Source organism: Motiliproteus sp., from assembly GCF_965230735.1.
GTDB lineage: Bacteria > Pseudomonadota > Gammaproteobacteria > Pseudomonadales > Balneatricaceae > Motiliproteus.
Genome location: NZ_OZ246016.1, coordinates 2,394,292 through 2,415,651 on the forward strand (window position 1 = coordinate 2,394,292; position 21,360 = coordinate 2,415,651).

17 protein-coding genes are annotated in these 21,360 nt (G+C 58.5%); 9 read left to right on the plus strand and 8 right to left on the minus strand.

The window, feature by feature from the left end; all coding sequences use genetic code 11:
- Window positions 1–13: 13 nt before the first annotated feature.
- The 6 genes from ACO05M_RS11165 to ACO05M_RS11190 all read right to left on the minus strand — a co-directional run bounded on the left by ACO05M_RS11165 (window position 14) and on the right by ACO05M_RS11190 (window position 7,166).
- A complete protein-coding gene (locus tag ACO05M_RS11165; RefSeq protein WP_421862574.1) occupies window positions 14–1,507 on the minus strand; it encodes a CoA-acylating methylmalonate-semialdehyde dehydrogenase in 1,494 nt (497 codons plus the stop codon).
- A 10-nt stretch (window positions 1,508–1,517) separates the two neighbouring features.
- A complete protein-coding gene (locus tag ACO05M_RS11170; RefSeq protein WP_421862577.1) occupies window positions 1,518–2,678 on the minus strand; it encodes an iron-containing alcohol dehydrogenase in 1,161 nt (386 codons plus the stop codon).
- A gap of 77 nt (window positions 2,679–2,755) precedes the next feature.
- Window positions 2,756–4,111, minus strand: a complete 1,356-nt coding sequence (locus tag ACO05M_RS11175) for a TRAP transporter large permease (protein WP_421862579.1) — start codon at window positions 4,109–4,111, stop codon at window positions 2,756–2,758.
- A gap of 8 nt (window positions 4,112–4,119) precedes the next feature.
- Entirely contained in the window at window positions 4,120–4,731 is a 612-nt protein-coding gene (locus tag ACO05M_RS11180; protein ID WP_421862581.1) for a TRAP transporter small permease subunit, read from the minus strand.
- A 112-nt stretch (window positions 4,732–4,843) separates the two neighbouring features.
- On the minus strand, window positions 4,844–5,917 hold the full coding sequence (locus ACO05M_RS11185; protein ID WP_421862584.1) for a TRAP transporter substrate-binding protein: 1,074 nt from the start codon (window positions 5,915–5,917) through the stop codon (window positions 4,844–4,846).
- Window positions 5,918–6,284: 367 nt separating this feature from the next.
- Entirely contained in the window at window positions 6,285–7,166 is an 882-nt protein-coding gene (locus ACO05M_RS11190) for a LysR family transcriptional regulator (protein ID WP_421862587.1), read from the minus strand.
- Between the two features lie 185 nt (window positions 7,167–7,351).
- On the opposite strand from ACO05M_RS11190, the gene ACO05M_RS11195 reads away from it, so the two are divergent.
- The 5 genes from ACO05M_RS11195 (at window position 7,352) to ACO05M_RS11215 (ending at window position 12,459) form a co-directional block, all read left to right on the plus strand.
- Window positions 7,352–8,335 (plus strand): oxidoreductase, encoded by a 984-nt coding sequence (locus ACO05M_RS11195; protein WP_421862589.1) that lies wholly within the window; start codon window positions 7,352–7,354, stop codon window positions 8,333–8,335.
- A 32-nt stretch (window positions 8,336–8,367) separates the two neighbouring features.
- Entirely contained in the window at window positions 8,368–9,294 is a 927-nt protein-coding gene (locus tag ACO05M_RS11200) for a DMT family transporter (RefSeq protein ID WP_421862592.1), read from the plus strand.
- Between the two features lie 301 nt (window positions 9,295–9,595).
- On the plus strand, window positions 9,596–10,594 hold the full coding sequence (locus tag ACO05M_RS11205) for an ABC transporter substrate-binding protein (RefSeq protein ID WP_421862595.1): 999 nt from the start codon (window positions 9,596–9,598) through the stop codon (window positions 10,592–10,594).
- Between the two features lie 255 nt (window positions 10,595–10,849).
- A complete protein-coding gene (locus ACO05M_RS11210; RefSeq protein ID WP_421862598.1) occupies window positions 10,850–12,061 on the plus strand; it encodes an adenylate/guanylate cyclase domain-containing protein in 1,212 nt (403 codons plus the stop codon).
- A 44-nt stretch (window positions 12,062–12,105) separates the two neighbouring features.
- The gene (locus ACO05M_RS11215) at window positions 12,106–12,459 is read left to right on the plus strand and encodes a hypothetical protein (RefSeq protein ID WP_421862601.1); all 354 of its coding nucleotides are present in this window, start codon (window positions 12,106–12,108) and stop codon (window positions 12,457–12,459) included.
- A 76-nt stretch (window positions 12,460–12,535) separates the two neighbouring features.
- On the opposite strand, the gene ACO05M_RS11220 is transcribed toward ACO05M_RS11215, so the two are convergent.
- On the minus strand, window positions 12,536–13,894 hold the full coding sequence (locus tag ACO05M_RS11220; RefSeq protein ID WP_421862604.1) for a diguanylate cyclase domain-containing protein: 1,359 nt from the start codon (window positions 13,892–13,894) through the stop codon (window positions 12,536–12,538).
- 311 nt (window positions 13,895–14,205) lie between these two features.
- Here ACO05M_RS11220 and ACO05M_RS11225 point away from each other — a divergent pair, with 311 nt between their 5' ends.
- Entirely contained in the window at window positions 14,206–15,171 is a 966-nt protein-coding gene (locus ACO05M_RS11225) for a TAXI family TRAP transporter solute-binding subunit (RefSeq protein WP_421862608.1), read from the plus strand.
- Here the strand turns inward: ACO05M_RS11225 and ACO05M_RS11230 are convergent.
- Complete coding sequence (locus ACO05M_RS11230) at window positions 15,168–16,763, minus strand: ATP-binding protein (protein ID WP_421862611.1); 1,596 nt, start codon at window positions 16,761–16,763, stop codon at window positions 15,168–15,170. The genes ACO05M_RS11225 and ACO05M_RS11230 overlap by 4 nt on opposite strands.
- Before the next feature lie 339 nt (window positions 16,764–17,102).
- On the opposite strand from ACO05M_RS11230, the gene ACO05M_RS11235 reads away from it, so the two are divergent.
- From ACO05M_RS11235 to ACO05M_RS11245, 3 genes are all read left to right on the plus strand, one after another.
- Window positions 17,103–18,095, plus strand: a complete 993-nt coding sequence (locus ACO05M_RS11235; RefSeq protein WP_421862614.1) for a TAXI family TRAP transporter solute-binding subunit — start codon at window positions 17,103–17,105, stop codon at window positions 18,093–18,095.
- A 131-nt stretch (window positions 18,096–18,226) separates the two neighbouring features.
- Window positions 18,227–20,854, plus strand: a complete 2,628-nt coding sequence (locus ACO05M_RS11240; protein WP_421862617.1) for a TRAP transporter permease — start codon at window positions 18,227–18,229, stop codon at window positions 20,852–20,854.
- Between the two features lie 64 nt (window positions 20,855–20,918).
- A complete protein-coding gene (locus ACO05M_RS11245) occupies window positions 20,919–21,350 on the plus strand; it encodes a universal stress protein (RefSeq protein ID WP_421862620.1) in 432 nt (143 codons plus the stop codon).
- The last annotated feature ends 10 nt before the right edge of the window (window positions 21,351–21,360 follow it).

Here is a 21,360-nt window from a genome sequence, read left to right on the forward strand (position 1 = left end):
GCCTATTTAGGACTTAGGACGGGAACGAGAAGTCCACCCCTTCACGGACACCACTGGACGGCCAGCGCTGGGTGATGGTCTTGCGCTTGGTGTAGAAGCGCACCGCATCCGGGCCGTAGGCGTGCAGGTCGCCGAACAGGGAGCGCTTCCAGCCCCCGAAGCTGTGGTAGGCCACCGGTACCGGCAGCGGAACGTTGATGCCGACCATGCCGACTAGGATATTGTCGGAGAAGTAACGGGCCGCTTCACCGTCACGGGTGAAGATACAAGTGCCGTTGCCGTACTCGTGATCGTTGATCATCTGCATCGCTTCTTCCATGCTGCTGACACGGACCACCTGCAGCACCGGGCCGAAGATCTCCTGCTGGTAGCTCTCCATCTCGGTGGTGACGCCGTCGATCAGGGTCGCACCGACGAAGAAACCATCTTCGTAGCCTTCGACCTGAGGGTGACGGCCGTCGACCACGACTTTGGCGCCATCCTGTTCGGCGCTGTCGATGAAACCGACCACCTTCTGTTGGTGCTGGCGAGTGATCACCGGACCGAAGTCGTTGCTGCTGTCGGTGTAGGCACCGACCTTCAGCGGCTTCATCGCTTCGCTCATCTTGGCGACCAGTTTGTCGGCAGCCTCGTCACCCACAGCAACGGCAACCGACAACGCCATGCAGCGCTCACCGGAGGAGCCGAAGGCGGCCCCCAGCAGTTGATTGACGGCGTTATCCATGTCGGCATCGGGCATTACGATGGCGTGGTTCTTGGCCCCGCCCAGGGCCTGACAGCGCTTACCGTTGGCATTGGCGGTGGTGTAGATGTACTCGGCGATCGGGGTGGAGCCGACGAAGCTGACCGCCTTGATGCGCTCATCGGTCAGCAGTACGTCGACCGCTTCCTTGTCACCGTTAACCACGTTCAGTACACCTTCGGGCAGGCCGGCTTCGTACAGCAGCTCGGCAACCAGCATCGCCGAGGAGGGGTTGCGCTCGGACGGTTTCAACACAAAGGTGTTACCGCACACGATCGCCATCGGGTACATCCACAGCGGTACCATGGCCGGGAAGTTGAACGGGGTGATACCGGCAACCACGCCCAAGGCCTGGAATTCGCTCCAGCTGTCGATGCCGGGGCCAACGTTGCGGCTGTGCTCGCCCTTGAGCAGTTCCGGCGCGCAGCAGGCGTACTCGACACACTCGATACCGCGCTGCAGTTCACCGGCGGCATCGTGGCCGATCTTACCGTGCTCTTCACCGACCGCCTCGGCGATCCGCTCGGCATTTTGCTGCAGTAGTTCCTTGAACCGGAACATGATCGCCGCACGCTTTTGCGGCGGGGTGCTGCGCCAGGCCGGGTAGGCCGCTTCGGCCGCCGCGATGGCTTCTTCGACGGTGGCCTTGCTGGCCAAGGCCACGTTCTTGCTGGGTTGACCGGTGGCCGGGTTGTAGACCGGTGTGGTGCGCTCGTTTTCGAGGGCGACCGGGCGGTTGTTGATCAGGTGTCCAACGGTTTTCATAGAGTGACTCCTAGTTCCAAAGGGCTTTGTAAATTTCAACAATCTCGCCATGGGTTGGGATACGCGGATTGTTGTTGGGAGATCCTGAGTTGAGGGCCTGGCTAGCCATCTCATCCAGCAGGGACATAAAGCGATCGCGATCGATCCCGTATTGCTCGGGTGTCGGGACCTGCAGTTCATCGTTCAGCGCATGCAGCTCGTCGAGCAGCTTCTGATTGGCCTGGTCGGTGTTGTCGTTGGCATCGGCAACCCCCATGGCGCGGGCACAGTCGGCATAGCGCTCCGGGGCAGCACTGATCGAGAATGCGGTGACGCTGGGCAGCAGCATGGCGTTGGACAGGCCGTGGGGCACATGGAAGAAGGCGCCGATCGGACGGCTCATGCCGTGCACCAGTGCCACCGAAGCATTGGAGAAGCCGATGCCGGCCAGGGTGGAGCCCAGCATCATCGCTTCGCGGGCTGCCTTGTCCTTACCGTCTTGGTAGGCACGGCGCAGGTTCGGTGCGATCAGGCTCATGGCTGCCAATGCCTGGGAATCGCTGTAGGCGTTGGCCTTCTGGCTGACGTAGGCCTCCATCGCGTGGGTCAGGGCATCGATGCCGGTATCGGCGGTGATCCGCGGCGGCAGGCTCAGGGTCAGGCTGTAGTCGACCAGTGCCGCTACCGGCATAAAGCCGACGCCGACACAGAGCATTTTCTCGTCGTTGGCTTCATCGGTGATGATGGTGAATTTAGTGGCTTCCGAGCCGGTGCCGGCGGTGGTTGGGATGGCGATAATCGGCAGACCGGCTTCGTTGACGATGCGCGGGAATTTGTAATCGCGCATCGAACCACCGTGCTTGCCCAGGATGGCGATCGCCTTGGCGCTGTCGATGGGGCTACCGCCACCCAGCGCGATGATGGCGTCGTAATCGCCACCACGGACCATCTCCACCCCGGCCATGATCGAGCCGATGGTGGGTTCGGGAACGGTGTCGTCGAAGACATCGCAGAACACCATGTGGTTCGACAGCACGGTCTGGATCTGGCTGGCATAGCCCAGCTCCACCATCATCTTGTCGGTGATGATCAACGGACGTTTGCAGCCCAGGCTGGCCAGGACACCCGGAATTTCCTTACTGGCGCCTTCGCCAACCTGCATGATGCGAGGCAGTATGATTTGTGTAGACATGTTGGCTCCTACGTTTTCGATCAATAGGGAAAGCACAGATTTGAGGCTGAAGATTCCCATCAGTTAATGGTCTCGGTTCAGGGGGCGTAAGCGGCGGCCGGCAACCAGGTGACGATGCCTTGCCAATAGAACACGATGGCCAGACCCAGCAGCTGGATCGCAATGAAAGGCAGTACGCCGCGGTAGATATTGCCGAGCCGGATCCCTTCGGGAGCGACCCCCTTGAGATAAAACAGGGCGAAGCCGACCGGCGGGGTTAAGAACGAGGTTTGCAGACAGACCGCGAACAGCACGGTGAACCAGACCAGGTCGAAGCCCAGATTGGCGACCACCGGGGCCACCAGCGGCAGGATGATCAGGGTCAGCTCGATCCAGTCCAGGAAGAAACCGAGAATAAAGGTGATCGCCAGAATGCAGATCACGATCCCGGTGGGGCCGAAGGGTAGTCCGGTCAGGGTGCTCTCGATCAATTCGTCACCGCCCAGGCCGCGCAGGATCAGCGAGAATCCGGTGGCGCCGAGCAGCAGCGCGAAGATAAAGGCGGTGGTTTTGGTGGTCTCTTGGCCCACCTCTTTCAGCACCTGTACGGACAAGCGCCCTTTGCTCAACGCCAGCAGGGTGGCACCCAAGGCGCCGACACCGGAAGCTTCGGTGGGTGTGGCGATGCCGAAGAAGATCGACCCCAGCACCGCCAGAATTAGACCAGCGGTGGGCAGCACCGCCCAGAGGACGTTGAGCAGAATCTTCGGAGAGACCTTCTCGGCATCGGCCGGAACCGGTGCCGCCTGCGGGCGCAGAAAGCCGAACCCCAGGATATAGATGACGTAGAGGGCAGCCAGTAGCAGTCCCGGGAACAGTGCCCCCAGGAACAGATCGCCGACGGACAGGCCGATGCGGTCCCCCATCATCACCAGCATGATGCTGGGCGGAATCAGGATGCCGAGGGTGCCGGTGGAGCAGACGGTGCCGCAGGCCAGCTCCTTGCTGTAGCCCTCGCGCATCATCAACGGGACCCCGAGTACTGCCAGCAGCACCACCGAGGCGCCGATAATGCCGGTCGAGGCGGCCAGCAGCAGACCGACAAAGGTCACCGTCACGGCAAGGCCGCCGCGAACCCGGCCGAACAGCCGTGCCAGGTTGGTCATCAGGTCCTCGGCGACGCCGGAACGATCCAGCATCAACCCCATGAACACAAACATCGGCAGGGCCACCAGGACCCAGTTGGTCATCACATCCCACATCCGGGGCACGACGATAGAAACATAGTTCCAGTCGATGCCGATAAAACTGTCGAGCCAGGTGTCGGCGGCCATCGCCAGGGCGGCAAAGATGATCGCAACGCCGCCCATGACCCAGGCGACCGGGTAACCGCTGAACAGCAGCGCGATAAAGGTGCCGAACATGGCGACGGCGAGGACTTCATTGATCTCCATGGGGCCTCCTAAGCGATAGCAGGTTTAGTGGACGGCTGCGCGCGTGGCACAAACAGCAAACAGATGACCCGGCTCAGGCGGGACAGGGTGGCCAGCGCCAGCAGCGCAAAGCCGATAAAGAGAGCGGACTTGATCAGCCAGCGGAACGGCAGTCCGCCCGGATCGCCGGAAACTTCCTGCATCTCCCAGGAGTAGGCGACGAACGGTACGGCGTACCAGAGCACGATGCTGAGGAACGGGATCAGCAGCAACAGAATGCCCAGCAGCTCGATCCAGGCTTGGGCTCTGATCGATAAACGGTGATGAATCAGGTCGACCCGGACGTGGTCATCGGCGACAAAGCAGTAGGACAATCCAAACAACCAGCCGACGGCGTAGAGGTGCCATTGCAGCTCTTCGAATTCGATCCGCCCTTCGCCGAGGGCGTAACGCATGAAAACGTTCAGAATGATGACGGCCATCAGCAGAGTCCAAACCCAGGACAGCAGCTCGCCGATCCGAGACAGGCAGCGATCGACCCAGATCGAGAGTCGAGTCTGTGGTAACTCGGTGTGGTGGGTGAGGCTATCAAGGTCGACATGAGTAATGTCGATCTGCGCCCCAACAGGATTCTGAGACATGAGTCCCCCGGTATGGCAGCTAAAACTTCAGGAAAGAGGAGGCTTGATCGGCCCGAATCCGCCTGCGGTGCGGGCAGGCGGGGGTAACGATCAAGCGTTTCGGCGGTCGGGTTTAGAAGTCCCGCGGCAGGTACGCCAGACGCTTCCAGGACTTGTACTCTTGCATAAAGGCCTGCTGAGACTCGTAGACGCGTTTGAAGTCAGCATCGTTGGCCGATTGCTCCTGCATCACTTCGTCGGTCAGGGCCTTCAGCTCGCTCAGCAGTTGCGGATCCAGCTTGCGGGCCGTAACCCCTTTTTCTGCAAAGCTGTTCACCACGCCACCCTGGAGCGATTCGCCTCGCGTTAGCGCACGCAGCGTACCGGCGGTACAGGCCATCTCGATCATCGCCTGGTTGGGCTTGCTCAACTCGTCCCAGACCTGCTTGTTGACCACCAGGTGGTTGGCGGTAAAGGTCTGATGCCAGCCGGGGAAGTAGTTGTTTTTGGCAACCTTGTTGAAGCCGAGCAGTTGGTCGATCGCCGGCATGGAGAACTCGGTGGCGTCGATTGCGCCTTTTTCCAATGCGGGGAAGATCTCACCACCGGGCATCGAGGTAACCGATGCGCCTGCTTTCTGCAGTACCTGGCCACCGAGACCGGCGAACCGAATCTTCAAACCCTTGAAGTCATCGATGGACTTGATCTCCTGGCGGAACCAGCCGGCGGTTTCCGGACCGATCACACCACAGAGTACCGGGTGGATATTGTGCTTGGCGTAGAGGTCTTCGGCGAGGGTGCGGCCTTCACCGTCATACCACCAGGCCGCGTATTCCCAGGGCTCCATGCCGAACGGGACGTTGCTGAACAGACCTGAGGCGGGGATTTTGCCCTGGTCGTAGCCGAGCAGGGCCAGACCGGCCGGGATCTGCTTGTTCTTAACCGCTTCGGTGATCGCAAACGGCGGGACAATCTTTCCGGGCTCAAAGACTTTGAACTGCACCGCGCCATCGCTGACGGATTTCAGCTGCTTGGCGATCTGAGCGATAGGGTCACCCAGCGCCGGAAGGTGGGTGCCGAACACCGACTGCACTTTCCAGCGAACGGTATCGGCAGCCAGGGCCGGTGCACTGGCTGAGGCGGCCAATACCGCCGCTGCCGTCATGCTGGTGAATGATGAACGAAGGCGAGTCTTAGCAATTTTCATGGCTAGATCCTTTGGTTCGGTGCCCGATGGGCCTAGCACACCCAGCGGACAGTGTTTTTATTGGTATAAAATAATCCGAAGTTCCAAAATGGAACCTGAGGTACCATATTGCAGAGATTTTTGGCTGTCAATAAATTTCTAAAATGGCTCTTGAGGTTCCATAATAGAAAATAATTCACAATTGCTATGGTCGGTATTGAGACAAATGCGCACGGGTAGTGACTGAAAGGCGTGATTTTTCGCTGCTCTGCGACTGAGATAACAGCCAAAAGTGGCTATCAGAGGCTGTGCTTGAACCGCTTAGTCAGAGCGGTTTAGTGGGGCGAATGCGCCGGAGGGGGGGAGAGAAAGAGCTGTCGGGTGCGGTTCAGGCCAGCTGGTCGCTGGCGCCTTTGATGATACGACTGATCTGATCGGAGACGATGCTGACCCGCTTCAGACGGCGGGAGTCGGCTTGTCTGACCAGCCAGATATCGGACACTAGGCTGGACTCTTCCGGCAGCACCCGCTGCAGCTCGAACAGCTCTGCGGCAAATCGGGGCAGGGCGGCGATGCCCATATGGGCCCTGACCGCCATTAACTGGGAGTGGTAACTGCCGGTTCGCATATACAGGCTCGGTATCTCCGGGCGGTCTTCGAGCCAGTGGGCCAACGGCAGATAACTCAACTCCGAATCCCAACCGACAAATCGATGTTCGGCGAGATCCGAGGCGGATCTGGGCGTTCCCATGGCGTTGAGGTAGTCGGAGCTGGCGTAGAGCGCCTGCGATAGTTGGCCGATCCGCTGCACGGTGTAGTCGCCGTGGGTGGGGCGGGTAAGCCGGATGGCGATGTCGGCTTCACGCTTGGTCAACGGGGTCGATCGGACATCGGTGATGATTTCGAGCTGGATCTCTGGATGGGCGTGCTGAAGATCGCTCAGTTGCGGGATCAGAATGTACTGGCCCAGCAGTTCGGGGACAGCCAGCCGGACGGTCCCTGCCGTTTCGGTCTCGCTGCGAGCGGCCCCCCGCTCAAGCCAAAGCAGGTGAGCCTCAGCTTGTTCGGCGGTGGAAATCAGGTTGGCACCGGCGTCGGTCAGATCATAGCCATCCTGACGGCGAGAAAATAACTGGGTGCCCAGGGCCTGTTCCAGCGCATCGATTCGACGTGACACCGTGGATGGACTGACGTGAAGGCTGCGCGCCGACACGCTGAGGCTTTTGGACCGTGCCACGGAAAGGAAATATTTAAGATCGTCCCAGTTCATTGCACTTTTGTTGAATCGAGCGTTGCATTTATGCAAAACCAGTTTGCCAAATTTAGGGTGCTAGAGGACCATTCTTTACCGTTACACTTAGCTGGGTCAACAAAAATGCAAAGGCTGATCTCGACCCTGTTCAAACAACAGGATGATCGAACGACGTCAGTCCCGGACAGCAGAGGATGGGCTTCATGTTCAAAGCGATTTTGGTTTCGAATCAAGACGGACACTATCAGGCGGATTTGGTCAATCTGGAACAGGACCGGTTGCCCGAGGGTGATGTGCTGGTCGAGGTGAAGTATTCGGGGTTGAACTACAAGGATGCGTTGGCGGTTACCGGTAAAGGAAAAATCATCCGTCAGTTTCCGTTGATTCCCGGGGTCGATTTCTCCGGTCGGGTATTGGATCCGGGCGCCTCAGACTATGCAATCGGTGATCAGGTCGTGCTGACGGGCTGGGATGTCGGGGTTAGCCACAGCGGGGGATTCAGCCAACGGGCACGGGTGCCATCGGAGTGGTTGGTGCCGCTGCCTGACGGTTTGACTCTGAAACAAGCCATGGCGCTTGGCACGGCTGGTTTTACCGCGATGCTGAGTATTCTGGAGCTGGAGGAGGCGGGAGTTACCCCTGACTCGGGCACTGTCGTGGTAACCGGCGCGAGCGGTGGGGTCGGTAGTATCGCGATCGCTTTGTTGAGTTCGCTGGGTTATCAGGTGGCGGCAGTAACCGGCCGGGCGTCAAATCATGATTACCTGACCCGACTCGGGGCGCAGCAGATCCTGGATCGAGCCGAGATGGAGGCCCCTTGCCGACCGTTGGAAAAGCAGCGTTGGGCGGGAGCGATCGACACGGTAGGTGGCCCTATCCTGTCGCGGCTGTTGGCGGAAACCCAAGAGCCGGGTGCAGTGGCCTGTTGTGGTCTGGCCGCCAGTCACGAACTGTCGTCCACCGTGATGCCGTTTATTTTGCGCGGCATACGACTGATCGGGATCGAGTCGGTACGCCAACCGAAGGCGCGCAGGCTACAGATCTGGAATCGCTTGGCGGCGGCGCTGCCGTTGCAGTTGTTGGATTCGCTGATCGAGGTGATCGATCTGGAATCGGTAGCCGATAGTTCCGAGAAGCTGATCGATGGCCAGGTCACCGGTCGTATCGTGATCGATCTGGATCGCTGATCCGATCGTCTAAACAGGCAGGAGTAGGACTAATGTCATCTCAAACCAGTCGGGCTGAAATCGGCAATCTACAAACCTCTGACGGGCTAGCGATCCGACTGATGCCGGCCGTCTTTGTATGGCTCTGGAGCACCGGCTTTATCGGCGCCAAATACGGCTTGCCCTATGCCGAACCCTTCACGCTGCTGCTCTATCGGATGCTGGTAACGCTGGTGCTGCTGGCACTGGTGGCCATGTGGGTGAAGTCGAAATGGCCCTCGGTAACGGCGGCGTTTCATACCTCGATAACCGGTTTGCTGGTGCATGGGTTTTACCTTGGTGGTGTGTTCTACGCCATCCAGGACGGTATGCCGGCCGGCCTGGTTTCGTTGATCGTGGGATTGCAGCCGCTGGTTACGGCATTGGCGGCGGTGGTGGTATTACGCGAAACCGTCGTTTGGAAACAATGGCTGGGATTGCTGCTCGGGTTGGTCGGTGTCAGTCTGGTGTTGCTGGAAAAGATGGGCGGAACCGAGCAGATGACCAGCTTCCCGTTGTGGACCCTGGCCTGGGCACTGATAGCGTTGTTCGCCATCTCCATCGGCACTGTCTATCAGAAGCGTTACTGTCAGGGCGTCGAGCTTGTTCCCGGTGCCTTTATCCAATATTGCGCCGCTGGGGCACTGTTTGCCATCGGTGCTTTCGCCTTTGAAACCCGGGTTGTGGACTGGGATACCCAGTTGATCCTGGCGATGGGCTGGTTGGTGCTGGGGCTGTCGGTCGGTGCGATTCTGTTGCTGATGCAGCTGATCCGTCGCGGGGCGGCCTCCCAGGTGGCCAGCCTGTTCTATCTGGTCCCGCCGGTGACGGCGCTGGAAGCCTATATCCTGTTCGATGAACGACTGGGTCTGCTGGCGATGTGCGGTGGGCTGTTATCGGTGATCGGGGTTGCACTGGTGGTGGTGAAAAAAGCCCAGTAGCGGCAAACGCACCATAATCAAGAAATCAGCCAGGGTGGATTTATCGGTGTCAATCACATCTGCCTTGGCTCCATATCTTATCCAGAAACCTATTTGTCGATATCTGTATCGGATCGGTATTTCATCTTGCCTCACGGCTGAGTAAACTCGCCGAAAATTTGGCTGGCTAGGTTTGTACTCTTTCGGGTTGGCGTGCGTCGTGTGGATCAGATTCTTACGCGGCTACTCGGATCGAGACTAGGGACAGCTCGACTATACGATTGACAACTCGTCAACGGAGAACCCGTCAATGGAGAATTCGATGAAGCACCTACTTGCTGCGCTACCCATGCTGGCGGCGGCTGGTTTAGCCCAGGCTGACAACGATTGCGGCACCGTGACCATCGCCGATATGAACTGGAATTCGGCCACACTGATCGCCAATGTCGATCGCTTTATCCTTGAACATGGCTATGGCTGCGATGCTGAACTGATCCCCGGCGATACCGTACCGACCGGTACTTCGATCATCGAGAAGGGCAAACCGGATGTGGTGCCGGAACTCTGGACCAATGCGATCAAAGACGCCATCGAGAAAGGGGTTGCCGAAAACCGTCTGCGGATTGCCGGCAAGGCATTTGCCGACGGCGGGGAGGAGGGTTTCTGGGTGCCGAAGTACCTGGTTGACCAGGATCCGAGCCTGGCCACCATCGAGGGTATCAAAGCCAACGCCAAGTTGTTCGAAAACCCCGAAGATCCCGACACTTCCGCTTTTATCGGCTGTCCGGCGGGTTGGACCTGCCAGCTCACCGCCGGCCATAACTTCGAAGCGCTTAAACTGGCTGAGGCAGGGTTTGAGCTGGTCGATCCGGGTTCCAGCGCGGGTCTTTCCGGAACCATTGCCCGTGCGTATGAGCGCCAGCAGCCCTGGTTCGGCTACTACTGGGCGCCAACCGCGGTGCTGGGTAAGTACGACATGGTCAAGGTGGATTTTGGTACCGGCGTCGATGAAGCCTACTTTCTGAGCTGCACCACCCAGGAAACCTGTCCGCCCACCCAGGCGACCATGTGGCCGCCGTTGCCGGTCCATACCGTGACAACTGCGGATTTCGCCAGCAAAGCGCCTCAGGCCTACGAGTACCTGTCGATGCGTTCCTTCACCAACGACCAGATGAACCAGTTGCTGGCCTGGATGGAGGAGAATCAGGCCGATGGCGATATCGCCATGGAGCACTTCCTGACCCAGTACGAATCGATCTGGAGCGCTTGGGTGTCCGAATCGGTGGTCGCCAAGGTTAAGCAGGCGCTGGCGCAGCTTTAACCCGGTTGTACGATAACGACCAGGTCGGGGCGTCCTGTCCCGATCTGACGCCCCCCCTCGAACTTCGATTTCGCTTTGAAGCTCCACCGCTTCGCCTACGCATCCAAGTAGGTGGAGCCGTTTCTATCGCTTAACTCTCAGCCTCGATTGCTTGGGTTAACACGACTGATCGGATGTGCTTTAGCAGGCTGCGGCTTAAACTGTTCAGTAGGCTGAACGTTTATCCCCGGAAAGGTTGAACTGAGGAGCGATACGGTGATTGAAGCACAGCAACTGGAGAAACAGTACGAGCAACTGGTCGACTGGTTGCACGAGCGCTCCCTCAATCCGTGGAAAATCGAACAGATGCAGCTGGAATTGATGCAGCGGCTGCAGAGCATTGGCTTCGATATCTACCGGATGCATATCGGTTTGCCGATGCTGCATCCGTTGTATTCGGTCGGCACATATTACTGGAAGCGCGGGCAGGGATGTTTTCAGGATGCCTTTACCCGAGGGGATCGACTCAGCAAGGCTTGGCTAAGCAGCCCGCTCAGACCAACTTACGAAGCCGGTGCCAACGAACATCTATTCCGGTTACCTAGTCCGGAGGCCGAGCCGTATCAGCTGTTGCGTGAGATGTGCCAGGAGGGGGTAACCGAATACTATCTGCAGATGGCCGGATACGGTGATCGAACGCTAGCGCCGAACGAGCAGGAAGGCGTGGTGTTGACCTGGTCGACGACCGATAAGCAGGGGTTTAGCCCGGCTCAGCTTCGATTCTTATCCCGCTTACGTTTACCGCTGGCGGCGTTGATTAAAAGCCTGGCCCATCGCAAGCTGACCGAGGATATTCTCGATACCTATCTGGGCGGCTACTCCGGTTCACGGGTTCTGGCCGGCAACATTCAACGCGGCGATGTGGAGCCGATCAATGCGGTGATCTTTTTCTGCGACCTGCGCGGTTCCTCCTCTCTGGCCAAGCAGTATCCGCCTTGTGGCTTCCTCGAGTTGCTGAATCAGTACTATGAAGTGACCGCCGGTGCCGTGGTCGAACATGGTGGCGAACTGTTGCGTTTTATCGGTGATGCGTCGCTGGCGATCTTCCCGATCCAGGAATTCAATTCCGAGCGCTCCGCCTGTGACAAAGCGATGCAGGCCTCGCGTCTGGCGTTGCAGCGGCTGTCTGAATTGAATCGGCAACGACGGTCGCAGGATCAGGCGGCGATCGACTTCGGAATCGGCCTGCACAAGGGAGAGGTGCTCTACGGCAATATCGGTATCCCGTCACGGTTGGAGTTCACCGTTATTGGCGAGGCGGCCAATGAAGCGGCCCGGGTGGAGGGGATGTGTCCGGTACTGGGACAAAATATCTTGGCATCCAAGGTATTCGCTGACTGCTATCCGATGGGCTGGAACTCCCATGGGCAGCACCGATTGAAAAACATCGCCGAACCGATGGAGATCCTGTCACCCGTTGCCGATTGATTTGCTATAGTAGCCGTTTCTTATATAAGTCTTAGGGTATTTCCATGATGGCCAGCAGCCGGGCTTACTGGGCAGCAACGCTGTTACTGGTGCTGATCTTTGGCGCCGGTTTTGCTGTCGGCCGAAGTAACGCGCCACTACACGGCATGGAGGTAACCTTTAACAACGCCAGTGGCCAGCGTATCGACGCGATACAGTTGGATTTTGGCAGTGCCGATAGCCAATCCAGCCTGCAGGTATTCAGGATCGAACCGGGCCAGCAGCGATTGCTGGTGCTGAATCATCGGCCCGCGATGGGGTTCAATGTCAAAGTGACCTATCAGGACGGCCGGGTGCAGGAGTTTTGCGCGCTCAAGGGGCGAAAACAGCAGCGGGCTACCTTAACGCTAAGGCTGTAATTCAATCGGAACGGTTTTTAAGCGTTAGCCCTTAACTCTCAACTCTTACCCTCTAGTCCAGGATGTCAGTAGCAGCTTAAGGCTCAGGTTTCTTCTGCATCAGGTTTTCATTAGGACCGCTGAAATACTGACTCACTGCGGCAAGAGACTGGGTTAGTTTCTTGGCGGGTTTTCGACCGGCTCTTTTCTGTTGGTACATCTGCTCATCGGCACGAACGAGCAGTTCATTGATGGATTCGCCCTGTTCGGGATAGATTGCCGGGCCGATGCTCAGTGAGAGCGCAATGGAGATTCCATCGATCACAAACGGCTGGTCAAATTGGCGGTTTATCTTGCCGATAAAGCGGTCGATCGAGGCTTGTGAGTCAATTCCCGGTAGAACCATGGTGAATTCGTCACCGGCGAATCGGGCCAGGGTATCCGAATCTCTAATGGTTCGGGTTAGTCGTTGTGCAATTTCAATCAACGCCTGATCGCCGGCGCTGTGTCCCAGCGAGTCATTGATGGCTTTAAAGCCGTTCAGATCGGCAAACAGCAGAGCCAGGCGCTCGCCGTTTCGTTTAGCCCGGGAGATGGCTTGCGTCAGCCGGTCCAGGAACAGGGCGCGGTTGGGTAGACCGGTCAGGTGGTCGAAGTTGGCCCGTTGATGAAGGGCCTGTTCCTTCTGTCTTTGCTTGGAGATGTCATCGAACAGCCAGATCGAGCCGGCCCCGTCAGCGTCCTGATCGATCACTCGGCCGGTAATTCGGCACCAGAACAGGGACTCGTCTTTGCGCTTCAGGCGTATCTCGGCGCGATAGACATTGCCGCCTTCGATGCCCGAGTAGGCTTCCTTACCGATCTGGTGGTAGCTTTTCAGGCTTTCATGGATGATGCTGGTGTCGCTGCCTTCCAGTTCTGCCCGCTGGTACCCCGTCTGTTCCAGCAGCCAGTTGTTGACCCGGACGAACACCCGATTTCGGATATAGGCGATACCTTCGTGGGCGTTATCCAGGATCGTTTCAAGTTCCGACAGGGTGCGCTTGGCTTTCTCTTCGACGAGCAGCTTTTCGGTGACATCATGAATCACGGAAAACAGCAGCTTGTTCTCTCCGACGTTGATCGGGGTTGAGATCACTTCGACTTTGCGTATTTCACCACTACTGAGCCGATGGGAAAACACAAAGAAATTTCGGGATTCCGACTCGGCCTGGTTCATCTCTTCGCTGATCTCTTCGACCGAGGCGGTATTGATCTCGGCAATGGCCATGGAGGTCAGCTGCTCACGTGAGTAACCGTAGTATTCGCAGGCGCCGCTACTGGCTCCAACAATGCTGCCAGTGGTCGGGCAGATCAACAGCATGATGGTTTTGTTGTTGGAAAACAGATCGCTGCCGGCTAAGGCTTCAGCGTCAAGAATAGTAGGGCTGAGATAGGGGTTACTTGGACTGTCCATGATTCCGTACCCTCGGTTACCGCGTGCGGTTATCTTGTGTTTAGCTTGGAATCGCGTGGCGACAGGTCAGACAAATCGTGACGCCTTACAAAACAGCTAAATTAGATAAGCCGTATGTATATGTTCTCACATCGGATCACGGATATTTAGTGTTTCAATGAATTCTTGTAACACTAAGTAACCCATTTGCCCGACGGTTAGCGTTAAGGCGGCAGGCCTGTTTTTCGTCTTCCAATGACGCTGTTGCAAGGTAGCTTTGAGCGGTCGTTTACCTGATACTCTGCGGTTTGACTTCGACACGGGATGGCTGAATGAAAAAGTGGTTTCAACATCTCGCTGGTTGCCTGCTGCTGAGTCCTTTTCTGCTGGCAGATGCCAGTGCGCAGAGCAAAATTATTTCGTTAGGCACCGGCGGTGTGACCGGTCTTTACTATCCGGCAGGCGGAGCTCTCTGTCGGCTGGTTAACCAAAGCCGGATGGAGCATGGAATTCGCTGCGCGGTTCGGAGTACGCCCGGTTCGGTCAGCAATCTGCAGCAGGTGGTGTCTGAACAACTCGATCTGGGCATCGCCGAGGCCGGACAGCTCCATGATGCAATCCAGGGGCGGGGGCATTTCGATAAGCCGCTGGGGGAGCTGCGAACGCTATTTAGCCTGTACACCGAGTACATCACCGTGGTGGCGCGCAAGGACAGCGGCATCGACAGTTTCGATGATCTGTTGGGCAAGCGGATCAACATCGGACCGAAGGGCAGCAGTCAGCGTACGACGTTGCAGTTGCTGATGCAGGCACGGGGTTGGACCCTGTCGGATTTTCCCGAAGTTCACCAGCTGGAGCCGGCACAGCAAGCCCAGGCTTTATGCGACGGGCGGATCGATGCGACCCTTTATGTGGTGGGGCACCCCAGCGGTGCGATCAAGGAAGCGCTGCGTGATTGTGACAGCCGATTGTTGGCGTTGGCGGCCAGCGATATCCTGACCCTGTCCGATCAAAACCCCCACTACCGTTCCGCACGCCTCAATGGCGGCTACTACGCCCAAGGGTTGGCCGATATCGATACCGCGGGCGTGCGTGCCACGGTGATCAGCCGGGCGGATCTGCCGGAGCAGGACGCCTATGCAATCGTCAAGGCGCTGTTTGAGCGTTTGCCGAGTTTTCGCCGGATGCACCCGGCTTTTCAGCAACTTGAGTCCGCTGCGATGGTGAATGGCCCGCTGGCCGCGCCGATGCATCCCGGCGCATTGCGCTACTTCCGCGAGGCGGGCTTGATCCGTTAACCCTCGTCCCCCATCGCCGCGGTGTCCTGCAGCGGCAATTCGATCTGAAAGTGCGCACCCTGGTCTGAGACCAGCGAGCGGATCTGGCCGTTGAGCAGTTGATGAACCAGGTTGAAGACGATGTGCATGCCCAGGCCGCTGCAGCCCTGACTGCGTTTGGTGGTCATAAAGGGTTCGAACAGTTTCTGATGCCAATCCTCGGCAATGCCGACACCGTTATCCCGGTAGTCGATCTGCAGCAGGTCGCCATCAACGTGTAGCTCAATCTCGATCACACCGCCGGATCGGTTGTCGAACCCATGCAACAGCGAATTCAGGATCAGGTTGGTGAAGATCTGGTAGTAACCGCCGGGGAAGCTGTCCAGCATCAGTTGCTGTGGGCCGTTGATCCGAATCTCGGGGCGGCACTGTTTCAGGCGCGGCTGCAGTGAGGTCAGGATCTCGTCCAGGTATTCGATCAGATCAAAGCGGCGTCTCTGTTCGCTGGACTGGTCGACGGAGACCTGCTTGAACGCGCTGATCAGTTGGGTGGCGCGCTCCAGGTTCTGGCAGATCAACCGACTGGTCTCCATCAGGGTATCGGTCATCGGTTCCTCTGGCCGCTGCTGCTTATAGAGCCGGGCCTGGTCGCTCAGGTAGGAGGCTGCGGTGTATCCGATCCCGATTGGGGTGTTGATCTCGTGGGCAACCCCGGCCACCAGGCCGCCCAAGGCTGCCAGTTTCTTCGATTCCACCAGCTGCTGTTGAGTGGTTTGCAGTTTGGACAGCAGCTGTTGCAGCTCCTGATTGCGTTGCTCGAGCTGTTGGGTTCGGTCGACCACGCGCTGTTCCAGTTCGGTATTCAAGCGGGCCAGCTCCTGTTCGGCCTGCTCACGCTTGCTGATGTCCTGCAGCATCGATTCACGCATGCTGTTCATCGCGTCGACCACCTGACTCAACTCATCGTCGTGATGGCGCTGATGGCGCTTCAACAGCAGCGGCTGGTCCAGATGATCCAGTTTCAGTCGGCGGGCGTAAGCGGCCATGGTGCCCAGGTGCTGGGTGACCAGGCGACTGAAGATCGTGAGGATGAAGATCGACACCAGGAAGGTCTTGATCCCCTGGGACGCCAGGATCACCAGTACCTTGTCGGCCAGGCGTTGGTAGACCTCGTCCAGGCTGATAATCAAGGTCAGCTCACCGACCTGAAACAGGTGGCCATCGGCGCTGCGGTGTTCGAGCTGGTAGCGACGCTCGAGAATCGAGCCGGAGGTGGGGCGGGTACCGGCACGGTAGTCATCGCCGTACTGCGAGCTGATCTCCAAGTAGCGCACATCCGGCAACTGGTGCAGGCCGTCCAGCTGCACCTGCACCTGGGCCGGACTGATCTCCCACAGACTGTTGGACAGGCTGTTCAGCGAGCTGGTCTCGATCTGATGCAGGCGTTCATCGATGGCGGAGAGTTCGTAGCGGTAGTCGAGCCAAAGCTGAGTACCGGTGGCGATCAGGGTGATCAACGAACTGCAGAGCAGAATCGCCGTCAACAGGCGGATACCGAGGGGTTTTTGGCGACGGAGTTGTTTGAGTCGTTGTAGCAGGTTCATCGCGGGCATCAGCTAGTGAGTTTCCAGCGGCTCTCAGTTGGTGCCGCTTGGCGTCCTATGATAGCGGCGCTTTTGTGGGTTGGCAGTCACTGTTTCCGGTTTTAGAGGGGTTTTAGCCACCAGATCATTTTTTATCAGAGATTGGCACGCCAGGAGGTTTTGTTGGCGTGAATGGCGGTTCAGGCGTTGGCCGGGTTGACTTATGTTGTCCCGAGTCTTGATTGACTGCCCCCGAGGCGAAACCAAACCGTCTTGTCACGGGAGCCATGCCGGCCGTGATCGCAAGGATTGCTGCCAACCATAATGATGACCCGCCCGGCGGGATGATAACGATAATTAGGAATGCACATGTCTCTGAAGAACAAACTTGCAACGACGCTACTTTCCTCCACTGTAGGCCTGACGGCTGCGTTCGGCGCTTCCAGCGCGCTGGCGGCGGATCAGACCTACGTGACCATCGGTACCGGTGGTCAAACTGGTGTTTACTACGTTGTCGGTCAGTCCATGTGTCGTCTGGTCAACCGCGGCACCAGCGATCACGGCATCAAGTGCACCGCACCGTCCACTGGCGGCTCTGTGGCTAACATCAATGCGATCCGTCAGGGACAGCAGGACATGGGTATGGCCCAGTCTGACTGGCAGTTCCACGCCCTAAACGGCACCAAGCACCAGACCTTCATCGATCAGGGTAAGTTTGAAAACCTGCGTGCGCTGTTCTCTGTCCACAACGAGCCGTTCACCGTTGTCGCCCGTGCCGATTCCGGCGTTAAAACCTTCGACGACCTGGTTGGCAAGCGCGTTAACCTGAACAACCCGGGTTCCGGTACCCGCGGCACCATGGAAGTGATCATGGCCGAGAAAGGCTGGACCCGTGACAGCTTCAAGCTGGCCGCTGAGCTGAAGGCTTCCGAGCAGGCTCAAGCGCTGTGCGATAACAAGCTGGACGTGATGATCTACTCCGTTGGTCACCCGTCCGGTGCGATCAAGGAAGCCACCACCTCCTGTGATTCTGTCGTTGTTCCGGTTACCGGCAAAGCGATCGACAAGCTGATCGCCGAGAACGACTACTACGCCGAAGCCACCATCAAGGGCGGCCTGTACAAGGGAACCGACAGTGACGTGACCACTTTCGGTAACGCGGCCACCATGGTGACCTCTGCCGACGTTGACGATGAAACCGTTTATCAGGTCGTTAAGGCGGTCTTCGACAACTTCGATCGCTTCAAGCGTCTGCACCCGGCCTTCGCCAACCTGGATCCGAAGACCATGATCTCCGGCGGTCTGTCTGCTCCGCTGCACGAAGGCGCTGTGCGCTACTACAAAGAACAGGGCTGGATGTAATCCGGACCCGCTCATCCCCTAGGGATCACGGTCAGCCCCTCTCGGGTTGACCGTTCTTTTTAGAGCGTCTGCCGCCCCCGCTTGATTAGGCTCTGCCGGCGCTTGTTTCACGCTTAATTGTCGGAGCGATTATGACAGAACTACAAAACCGACAGGCTGAGGCTGATGATAGGGAACTGCAGGAGATGGTGGCCGCCAACGATACCGGCGCCCGTATCCCTGAAGGTTGGCAAGGAAAAATTCTACTCGCTGCCGCACTGTGCTGGTCACTGTTCCAGCTCTGGATAGCATCACCATTACCGTTTTACGACTGGCCGCTGATCGGTAGTTTCGGCATTTTCAATGACACCGAAGTGCGCGCCATTCACCTGGGCTTTGCTGCGTTTCTGGCCTTTACCGCCTATCCGGCGCTGGCCCGCTCGCCGCGTCACCATATTCCGGTGACCGACATCGCCCTGAGCCTGCTGGGCGCCTTCAGCGCCAGCTATATCTTCCTGTTTTACGACCAGTTGGTGACCCGTCCGGGTCTGCCCAACACCCAGGACCTAGTGTTCTCGATTACCGGTCTGATCCTGCTGCTGGAAGCGACCCGACGGACCCTGGGACCGCCGCTGATGATCGTGGCGATCGTGTTCCTGACCTATTCGCTGGCCGGGCCCTGGATGCCGGAGCTGATCGCCCACAAGGGCGTTACCCTCAAAGAGCTGGTTAACCACCAGTGGCTGACCACCGAAGGGGTATTCGGTATCGCGCTGGGGGTGTCTTCGAACTTTGTATTCCTGTTTGTGCTGTTCGGCGCACTGTTGGACAAAGCCGGTGCCGGTAACTATTTCATCAAGGTGGCGTTCTCGCTGCTGGGCCATATGCGTGGCGGCCCGGCCAAGGCGGCGGTGGTTTCCTCCGGTCTGACCGGCCTGATCTCCGGCTCCTCCATCGCCAACGTGGTCACCACCGGCACCTTCACCATCCCGATGATGAAGCGGGTCGGCTTCACCTCCGAGAAGGCCGGTGCGGTCGAAGTGGCATCCTCGGTCAACGGTCAGATCATGCCGCCGGTTATGGGCGCCGCGGCGTTCTTGATGGTCGAGTATGTCGGCATCTCCTACGTTGAGGTTATCACTCACGCCTTCCTGCCGGCATTGATCTCCTACCTGGCGCTGATCTACATCGTCCACCTGGAGGCCCTGAAGCAGAACATGCAGGGGCTGCCTCGCCGGATGGAAGTCAAAACCTGGCAGCTACGTCTGATCGGCATGTTGACCGGCTTCCTGGTCACCGCCGGCATCGCGGCGGTGGTGTATTACGGCATCGGCTGGGTTAAACCTACCTTCGGTGACTACGCAGGCCTGGTGATCGCGGCGCTGCTGTTTGTGGTTTATCTGTTCCTGATCCGCTTTGCCTCGCGGGTACCGGATCTGGAGCTGGACGATCCCGACTCGCCGATGGTGCAACTGCCGGAAGTGGGTCCGACGGTCAAATCCGGTCTGCACTACCTGCTGCCGGTGGTGGTATTGGTCTGGTGTCTGATGATCGAGCGCCTGTCGCCGGGGCTGTCGGCCTTCTGGGCCACGGTGCTGATGATGTTCATCCTGGTGACCCAGCGGCCGTTGATGGCCTGGTTCCGCGGTAAGGACGAATTGCCCCGCCGTCTGCGCAAGGGCTTCAACGAGCTGATCGACGGTCTGATCGTCGGTGCCCGCAACATGATCGGAATCGGCATTGCCACCGCCACCGCCGGGATTATCGTCGGTGCGGTCTCGCAGACCGGTGTCGGCTCGGTGCTGGCTGATCTGGTGGAAGTGCTGTCGATGGGCAACCTGCTGCTGATGCTGATGCTCACCGCCGTGTTGAGTCTGATCCTGGGGATGGGGCTGCCGACCACCGCCAACTACATCGTGGTGTCGTCGTTGTTGGCGCCGGTAGTGATCTCGCTGGGCCAGGAGTCCGGTCTGATCGTGCCGCTGATCGCCGTGCACCTGTTCGTGTTCTACTTCGGCATCATGGCCGATGTGACGCCGCCGGTGGGGCTGGCCTCGTTTGCTGCGGCGGCTGTGTCCGGCGGTGACCCGATCCGCACCGGTTTCCAGGCCTTCAGCTACAGCCTGCGAACCGCGGCGCTCCCGTTCCTGTTTATCTTCAACACCGACCTGTTGCTGATCGATGTCAGCTGGGCCCAGGGGATTCAGGTCTTTATCGTCGCGACGATTGCGATGCTGATCTTTACCGCCGCGACCCAGGGTTATTTCTTCACCCGCAACCGCTGGTACGAGACTCTGGCCTTGTTGTTGATCGCATTCTCGCTGTTCCGTCCCGGTTTCTGGATGGATCGAATCGTGGCGCCTTATCAGCAGATCGAACCCAGTGCGCTGGTACAGACCCTCGATACCGTCGAGCCGGGCACCGAGCTGCGCTTCTGGGTCGACGGCGAAGATGCGGTCGGTAATGCCCGCTCCTTCGTGGCCACGCTGGTGTTGGGCGAAGGCGATAACGGTCGCGATCGTCTGGCCAGTGTTGGTCTGGAGCTGATCGCCAGCGGCGATCGCACCCTGGTGGATTTCGTCGGTTTCGACAGTGCCGCCGAGAAAGCGGGGATGGCCTTCGATCAGGTGATCACCGGCGTCGAAGCCCCCCAGGCACAGCCGCCGAAACAGCTGATCTATATTCCGGCGGTGGCTTTGCTGCTGCTGTTGATCAGTCTGCAGCGTCGCCGTCGTTCACGGGATGAGCAAGCGTTACAGGGTGCCTCGGCTTCGGTCTGAAACGCCCCCAATTGATAACCCAGGCCCGGCGTCGATCGTCGGGCCGCTTTTGCAGGAAGAAGGGATGTTTAAAAAAGTACTGGTACCGGTGGACCTGTCTGAACCGGATTTTATCCAGCAAGCCCTAAAACTGGCGCTGCGGGAGGTTCGGGAAAATGATGCTGAGCTCCATCTGATCACCGTTGTTCCCGGGTTCGGTAACTCGCTGGTGGCCTCGTTCTTCAGTGAGCGGGAGCACCAGAAGGCCGTGACCGAGGTGGCGCGTAAATTCAAGGCGTTGGCGTCTGAGATCGTACCGGAGGATATCAAGCCGGTGCTCAAGGTCTATGAAGGCTCGCCGGCAGAGATGATCGTGCGCTATATCCGCAAGCAGGGCGTTGACCTGGTGCTGATGTCGGCTCACCACCGCTCAAAAGTGGATGAGTTCCTGCTGGGCTCGGTTTCGGCCCGGGTGGCGGAACGTGCCGGTTGTTCAGTTTTATTGCTAAAAAGCTGACATAATTAGC